Source organism: Streptococcus sp. UBA4344 (genome assembly GCF_002393675.1).
Classification (GTDB): Bacteria; Bacillota; Bacilli; order Lactobacillales; family Streptococcaceae; genus Streptococcus; species Streptococcus vicugnae.
In genome coordinates this window covers 35141-40582 of record NZ_DGTE01000003.1, presented here as the reverse complement: position 1 = coordinate 40582, position 5442 = coordinate 35141, and the positions used below count along the sequence as shown (strand labels likewise).

Sequence of the window (5442 nt, the reverse complement as noted above, 5' to 3'; positions counted from 1 at the left end):
TTTGAACGGAATACACATAATCTTGGACGACTAGCAGTTCCTGAAATATTTTTGCGAATACGACTATGTCTAATCTTTCGCATTTCATTGCTTGATTTCTTATTAATCATTGCAATATGCTCCTTTCATTTTCCTTATATTACTTCTTAGCTGTTTTACCTTCTTTACGACGAATAGTTTCAGTAGAGTACTTAATACCTTTACCTTTGTAAGGTTCTGGAGCACGAAGGCTACGGATGTAAGCAGCTGTTTGACCAACAACTTCTTTGCTGATACCGTTAACGACGATTGAAGTTGCAGATGGTACTTCAAATGAAATTCCTTCTGGAGCTTCTACTTCGTCTTGGTGAGATTTACCTACAGAAAGTACAAGTTTTGAACCTTGAAGTTGTGCACGGTAACCAACCCCGCGCATTTCAAGTTCTTTTTTGAAACCTTCAGAAACACCAATTACCATGTTGTTCAAGTTAGCACGAGCTGTACCATGGATTGTTTTCATTTCTTTTGAGTCGTTTGGACGGTGAAGTGAAACTTCAGTTCCTTCAACTTTGATTTCAATGTTTTTGTTAAACTCACGAGTGAGTTCGCCTTTAGGTCCTTTAACAGTTACTACATTGTTGTTGTTAGTAACTTCTACACCAGCAGGCAAGTTGATAACTTTATTACCAATACGTGACATAGTTTTATTTTCTCCTGTTAAATTGTCAAGCCGCATAAAGCGACGAGTTTTCACGGGGCGACTAATATACAGTAGCTGTATTATAGTCCATTATTAAGTAAGAAACTTTCTTCAATGAAAATTGAAGTGAAGTTTTTATCTTACCAAACGTAAGCAATAACCTCTCCACCAACGTTCTTTTGACGAGCTTCTTTGTCAGTCAAAAGACCTTCTGATGTAGAAATGATTGCAATTCCAAGTCCGTTAAGAACTTTAGGAACATCTTCACGTTTTGCGTAAACACGAAGACCTGGTTTAGAAATACGTTTCAAGTTAGTGATAACACGTTCACCGTTTTGTCCGTATTTAAGGAATACACGGATGATACCTTGTTTATCGTCTTCGATAACTTCAACGTTTTTCACGAAACCTTCGCGTTTAAGGATTTCAGCAATCCCTTTTTTAATATTTGATGCAGGTACTTCAAGCACTTCGTGTTTTGCTTGGTTAGCGTTACGAATGCGTGTCAAAAAGTCTGCAATTGGGTCAGTCATAACCATTTATATATTCTCCTCTTACTAGTAGTTTGAATGTGTTCACTTGCTAGTTAATGTCGCCCGAAGGCTTAATTAAATTCAAGTTTATCACTTGAACCCCATCATGAACCACGCCAAATAGAAAATTGAATAACAATTTACTAAATGGCTTGTCCAATCAGGTTTCTTATATCATCGACTTACCAAGAAGCTTTGGTAACGCCTGGGATTTGTCCTTTGTAAGCTAACTCACGGAAGCAAACACGGCAAAGTTTGAATTTGCGGTAAACTGAGTGTGGACGGCCACAACGTTCGCAACGAGTGTAAGCTTGCGTAGAGAATTTCGCAGGGCGATGATTCTTAGCAATCATAGATTTTTTAGCCAATTGATTTACCTCCTAAATTATTTTGCAAAAGGCATTCCAAGGCCTTTAAGCAATTCACGACCTTCTTCGTCAGTGTTAGCAGTAGTTACGATAACAATATCAAGACCACGTACTTTATCAACATCATCAAAGTTGATTTCTGGGAAGATCAATTGTTCTTTCACACCAAGTGTGTAGTTACCACGTCCGTCAAATGATTTTGTTGGAACACCGTGGAAGTCACGTACACGTGGAAGTGAAACAGTTACCAATTTATCTAAGAATTCGTACATACGTTCACCACGAAGGGTAACTTTTGCACCGATCGCTACACCTTCACGAAGACGGAAGCCAGCGATTGATTTCTTAGCTTTAGTAATCAATGGTTTTTGACCTGAAATAAGTGCCAATTCAGCAGCAGCTTTTTCAAGATTTTTAGCGTTATTTACAGCATCACCAACACCCATGTTAAGAACGATTTTCTCAACTTTTGGGACAGCCATAACTGAAGTGTAGTTGAATTTTTCAGTCAAAGCAGGAACTACTTCGTTAGTGTATTTTTCTTTTAAGCGATTTGCCATTATATACTTTCTCCTTTCCTTCGTGATTAATCAAGCACTTCGCCTGATTTTTTGTTGTAACGAACTTTTTTGCCGTCTACAACTTTGTAACCAACACGTCCTGCAACACCATTTTTGTCAAGAACTTGAACGTTAGACACATGGATTGGTGCTTCTTTTTCCACGATAGCACCTTGAGGGTTTACGTTGTTTGGTTTTTGATGTTTTTTAACAATAGCAACACCTTCAACAACAACTTTGTTGACTTTAGGAAGGGCTTTAAGAACTACAGCTTCAACGCCTTTGTCCTTACCAGCAATAACGCGAACTTTATCGCCTTTTTTTACAAACATTTGGTTTTTCTCCTATTATTTCTTACGCCCTAATGGGCACCCTGCAAAAGCAGGGGACTTAGTTTGTGTTTATGAATTAAAGTACTTCTGGTGCAAGTGATACGATCTTCATGAAGCCACCTTCACGCAATTCACGTGCAACAGGGCCGAAGATACGAGTTCCGCGAGGAGTTTTGTCATCACGGATAATTACTGCAGCGTTGTCGTCAAATTTGATGTATGAACCGTCTGGACGGCGTGCACCTGATTTAGTACGAACAACTACAGCTTTTACGACATCACCTTTTTTAACAGCTCCACCAGGAGTAGCTTGTTTTACAGAAGCAACGATTACGTCACCGATGTTAGCGAATTTACGTCCTGAACCACCAAGAACTTTGATAGTCAAGATCTCACGAGCACCGCTATTATCAGCAACTTTCAAGCGAGTTTCTTGTTGAATCATTTCAAATTTCTCCTTTTAGTTTGATTAGATAATAACAGCTTCTTCCACAACTTCTACAAGACGGAAGTGTTTTGTAGCTGAAAGTGGACGAGTTTCCATGATACGAACGATATCGCCTTCTTTAGCAACGTTGTTTTCATCATGTGCTTTGTATTTTTTAGAATAGTTGATACGTTTACCATAGACTGGGTGGTTACGTTTAGTTTCAACTACAACAGTGATTGTTTTATCCATTTTGTCAGATACTACGCGTCCAACAAGGGTTTTACGTTGATTACGTTCCATTATTAGAATTTCTCCTTTCCCAATCTATTATTTCTTTTCAGATTGCACTGTTTTAACACGTGCAATTTGTTTTTTAACTTCGTTCAAACGAGCAGTTTGATCAAGTTGACCTGCTGCAGCTTGGAAACGAAGATCGAAAAGTTCTTTCTTAAGTTCGTTTTCTTTCTTAGCAAGTTCTTCTTGAGAAAGACCACGAAGCTCTTTAACAAAATCTTTAATTTCTTGAAGTTTCATGATTTCTCCTTATTCTGCTTCACGTTTCACGAATTTAGTCTTAACTGGCAATTTGTGGCTAGCAAGACGAAGTGCTTCACGTGCAACTTCTTCAGATACACCAGCGATTTCGAACATAACTTTACCACGTTTAACTGGTGCTACCCAACCTTCAGGTGCCCCTTTACCAGAACCCATACGTACACCGATAGCTTTAGCAGTGTATGATTTGTGTGGGAAGATTTTAATCCAAACTTTACCACCACGTTTCATGTAACGAGTCATTGCGATACGGGCAGCTTCGATTTGACGGTTTGTGATCCAGTGGCTAGTAGTAGCTTGAAGACCGTATTCACCGAATGCGACTTCTTTACCACCTTTAGCTTCACCGCGCATTTTTCCACGGAATTCGCGACGGTGTTTAACACGTTTAGGTACTAACATTTGTTATTTGCCTCCTTTAGTGTTTTTACGAGCTGGAAGAACTTCACCACGGTAGATCCAAACTTTAACACCAAGTTTACCGTAAGTAGTGTCAGCTTCTTCCCAAGCGTAGTCGATATCTGCACGAAGTGTGTGAAGAGGAACAGTTCCTTCTGAGTAACCTTCAGCACGAGCGATATCAGCACCGTTCAAACGACCAGATACTTGAGTTTTGATACCTTTAGCACCTGCACGCATTGTACGTTGGATAGCTTGTTTTTGAGCACGACGGAAAGCAACACGTTGTTCAAGTTGACGTGCAATGTTTTCACCAACAAGGTGTGCGTCCAAATCAGGTTGTTTGATTTCAACGATGTTGATGTGAACTTGTTTTCCTGTCAATTTGTTAAGTTTAACGCGAAGAGCGTCAACGTTAGCTCCACCTTTACCGATAACCATACCAGGTTTTGCAGTGTGAAGTGAAACAATTACTTTATTTACAGCACGTTCAATTTCAATACGTGAAACTGAAGCGTCTGCCAATTCTGTTTGGATGAATTTGCGGATTGCAAGATCTTCATGAAGGTAATCCGCGTATTCTTTTTCAGCATACCATTTCGCATCCCAATCACGGATGATTCCGACACGCATACCAATTGGATGTACTTTTTGACCCACGATTTTACCTCCTTATTTTTCTGACACAACTACTGTTACGTGAGTTGTGCGTTTGTTGATTGGTGAAGCTGAACCTTTAGCACGTGGACGGAAACGTTTCATTGTTGGTCCTTCGTTTGCGAAAGTTTCAGATACTACCAAGTTAGCTTTTTCCAAACCAAAGTTGTTTTCTGCATTAGCGATAGCAGAGTTAAGAACTTTTTCAACTACACGAGCTGCTTTGTTTGGAGTGAATTTCAAGATTGCGATTGCGTCAGCAACGTTCTTACCACGGATAAGATCAAGTACAAGACGTGTTTTACGAGGTGAAACACGGACTGTACGAGCCATTGCTTTAGCTGAAGTAATTTCTGCCATTGTGTCCTCCTCCTATTAACGACGTGTTTTCTTATCGTCAGCTGCGTGACCTTTGTAAGTACGAGTTGGTGCGAATTCACCAAGTTTGTGACCTACCATGTCTTCTTGGATGTAAACTGGTACGTGTTTACGTCCATCATAAACTGCGATTGTATAACCGATGAAACTTGGGAAAATCGTTGAACGACGTGACCAAGTTTTAATTACTTTTTTCTTTTCGTCATTTGCTTGAGCTTCAACTTTTTTCATCAAATGCTCATCGACGAAAGGTCCTTTTTTAAGACTACGTCCCATTTTGTAGTTTTCTCCTTTAAAATATAGTACCACAGCGGCCTGTGTGCATAAATGCACACTACCGAGCTGGCGGATGTTTATTAAACTAAGCGACTAACAGATTATTTGTCGTTACGACGACGAACGATAAGTTTGTCAGATTTAGCTTTTTTGTTACGAGTTTTAAGACCAAGCGCAGGTTTACCCCAAGGAGTAGATGGCGCTTTACGTCCAACTGGTGCTTTACCTTCACCACCACCGTGTGGGTGATCATTAGGGTTCATTACAGAACCACG

General features: G+C 39.8%; 13 protein-coding genes and 1 pseudogene. All 14 read right to left on the bottom strand.

Annotated elements, in window-relative coordinates; all coding sequences use genetic code 11:
* The coding region (locus tag B4D49_RS00755) for a 50S ribosomal protein L18 (protein ID WP_414717948.1) at positions 1 to 83 on the bottom strand (83 nt) is incomplete at its 3' end.
* A 56-nt stretch (positions 84 to 139) separates the two neighbouring features.
* Entirely contained in the window at positions 140 to 679 is a 540-nt protein-coding gene (gene rplF / locus B4D49_RS00750) for a 50S ribosomal protein L6 (RefSeq protein WP_286782885.1), read from the bottom strand.
* 140 nt (positions 680 to 819) lie between these two features.
* Entirely contained in the window at positions 820 to 1218 is a 399-nt protein-coding gene (gene rpsH / locus B4D49_RS00745) for a 30S ribosomal protein S8 (RefSeq protein ID WP_006531328.1), read from the bottom strand.
* 176 nt (positions 1219 to 1394) lie between these two features.
* A complete protein-coding gene (locus B4D49_RS00740) occupies positions 1395 to 1580 on the bottom strand; it encodes a type Z 30S ribosomal protein S14 (RefSeq protein WP_003062863.1) in 186 nt (61 codons plus the stop codon).
* A 17-nt stretch (positions 1581 to 1597) separates the two neighbouring features.
* The gene (gene rplE / locus B4D49_RS00735; protein ID WP_003067215.1) at positions 1598 to 2140 is read right to left on the bottom strand and encodes a 50S ribosomal protein L5; all 543 of its coding nucleotides are present in this window, start codon (positions 2138 to 2140) and stop codon (positions 1598 to 1600) included.
* A 26-nt stretch (positions 2141 to 2166) separates the two neighbouring features.
* Positions 2167 to 2472, bottom strand: a complete 306-nt coding sequence (gene rplX / locus B4D49_RS00730) for a 50S ribosomal protein L24 (RefSeq protein WP_003067218.1) — start codon at positions 2470 to 2472, stop codon at positions 2167 to 2169.
* A gap of 76 nt (positions 2473 to 2548) precedes the next feature.
* Positions 2549 to 2917, bottom strand: a complete 369-nt coding sequence (rplN, locus tag B4D49_RS00725; RefSeq protein ID WP_003062856.1) for a 50S ribosomal protein L14 — start codon at positions 2915 to 2917, stop codon at positions 2549 to 2551.
* A gap of 24 nt (positions 2918 to 2941) precedes the next feature.
* Positions 2942 to 3202: a 30S ribosomal protein S17 gene (rpsQ, locus tag B4D49_RS00720; protein WP_002944482.1), complete on the bottom strand. Its 261-nt coding sequence runs from the start codon at positions 3200 to 3202 to the stop codon at positions 2942 to 2944.
* Between the two features lie 27 nt (positions 3203 to 3229).
* The gene (rpmC, locus tag B4D49_RS00715; RefSeq protein ID WP_003062854.1) at positions 3230 to 3436 is read right to left on the bottom strand and encodes a 50S ribosomal protein L29; all 207 of its coding nucleotides are present in this window, start codon (positions 3434 to 3436) and stop codon (positions 3230 to 3232) included.
* Positions 3437 to 3445: 9 nt separating this feature from the next.
* A complete protein-coding gene (rplP, locus tag B4D49_RS00710; RefSeq protein WP_003062852.1) occupies positions 3446 to 3859 on the bottom strand; it encodes a 50S ribosomal protein L16 in 414 nt (137 codons plus the stop codon).
* Between the two features lie 3 nt (positions 3860 to 3862).
* Positions 3863 to 4516 (bottom strand): 30S ribosomal protein S3, encoded by a 654-nt coding sequence (gene rpsC, locus B4D49_RS00705; RefSeq protein ID WP_021141408.1) that lies wholly within the window; start codon positions 4514 to 4516, stop codon positions 3863 to 3865.
* A gap of 12 nt (positions 4517 to 4528) precedes the next feature.
* Positions 4529 to 4873 carry a 50S ribosomal protein L22 gene (rplV, locus tag B4D49_RS00700; RefSeq protein WP_003062848.1) on the bottom strand — a complete coding sequence of 115 codons (345 nt, stop codon included), beginning with the start codon at positions 4871 to 4873 and terminating at the stop codon, positions 4529 to 4531.
* 15 nt (positions 4874 to 4888) lie between these two features.
* Positions 4889 to 5167 carry a 30S ribosomal protein S19 gene (gene rpsS, locus B4D49_RS00695; RefSeq protein ID WP_000533765.1) on the bottom strand — a complete coding sequence of 93 codons (279 nt, stop codon included), beginning with the start codon at positions 5165 to 5167 and terminating at the stop codon, positions 4889 to 4891.
* Positions 5168 to 5268: 101 nt separating this feature from the next.
* Positions 5269 to 5442 (bottom strand): annotated as a pseudogene (rplB, locus tag B4D49_RS00690) (50S ribosomal protein L2); the annotation flags it as partial.

What these genes read in the sequence shown, in the direction of transcription:
- rpsH (WP_006531328.1), bottom strand. Translation starts at nt 1,218, where the DNA reads ATGGTTATGACTGACCCAATTGCAGACTTTTTGACACGCATTCGTAAC.
- rpsS (WP_000533765.1), bottom strand. Translation starts at nt 5,167, where the DNA reads ATGGGACGTAGTCTTAAAAAAGGACCTTTCGTCGATGAGCATTTGATG.
- rplV (WP_003062848.1), bottom strand. Translation starts at nt 4,873, where the DNA reads ATGGCAGAAATTACTTCAGCTAAAGCAATGGCTCGTACAGTCCGTGTT.
- rplE (WP_003067215.1), bottom strand. Translation starts at nt 2,140, where the DNA reads ATGGCAAATCGCTTAAAAGAAAAATACACTAACGAAGTAGTTCCTGCT.
- rplP (WP_003062852.1), bottom strand. Translation starts at nt 3,859, where the DNA reads ATGTTAGTACCTAAACGTGTTAAACACCGTCGCGAATTCCGTGGAAAA.
- rplX (WP_003067218.1), bottom strand. Translation starts at nt 2,472, where the DNA reads ATGTTTGTAAAAAAAGGCGATAAAGTTCGCGTTATTGCTGGTAAGGAC.
- rplN (WP_003062856.1), bottom strand. Translation starts at nt 2,917, where the DNA reads ATGATTCAACAAGAAACTCGCTTGAAAGTTGCTGATAATAGCGGTGCT.
- rplF (WP_286782885.1), bottom strand. Translation starts at nt 679, where the DNA reads ATGTCACGTATTGGTAATAAAGTTATCAACTTGCCTGCTGGTGTAGAA.
- rpmC (WP_003062854.1), bottom strand. Translation starts at nt 3,436, where the DNA reads ATGAAACTTCAAGAAATTAAAGATTTTGTTAAAGAGCTTCGTGGTCTT.
- rpsQ (WP_002944482.1), bottom strand. Translation starts at nt 3,202, where the DNA reads ATGGAACGTAATCAACGTAAAACCCTTGTTGGACGCGTAGTATCTGAC.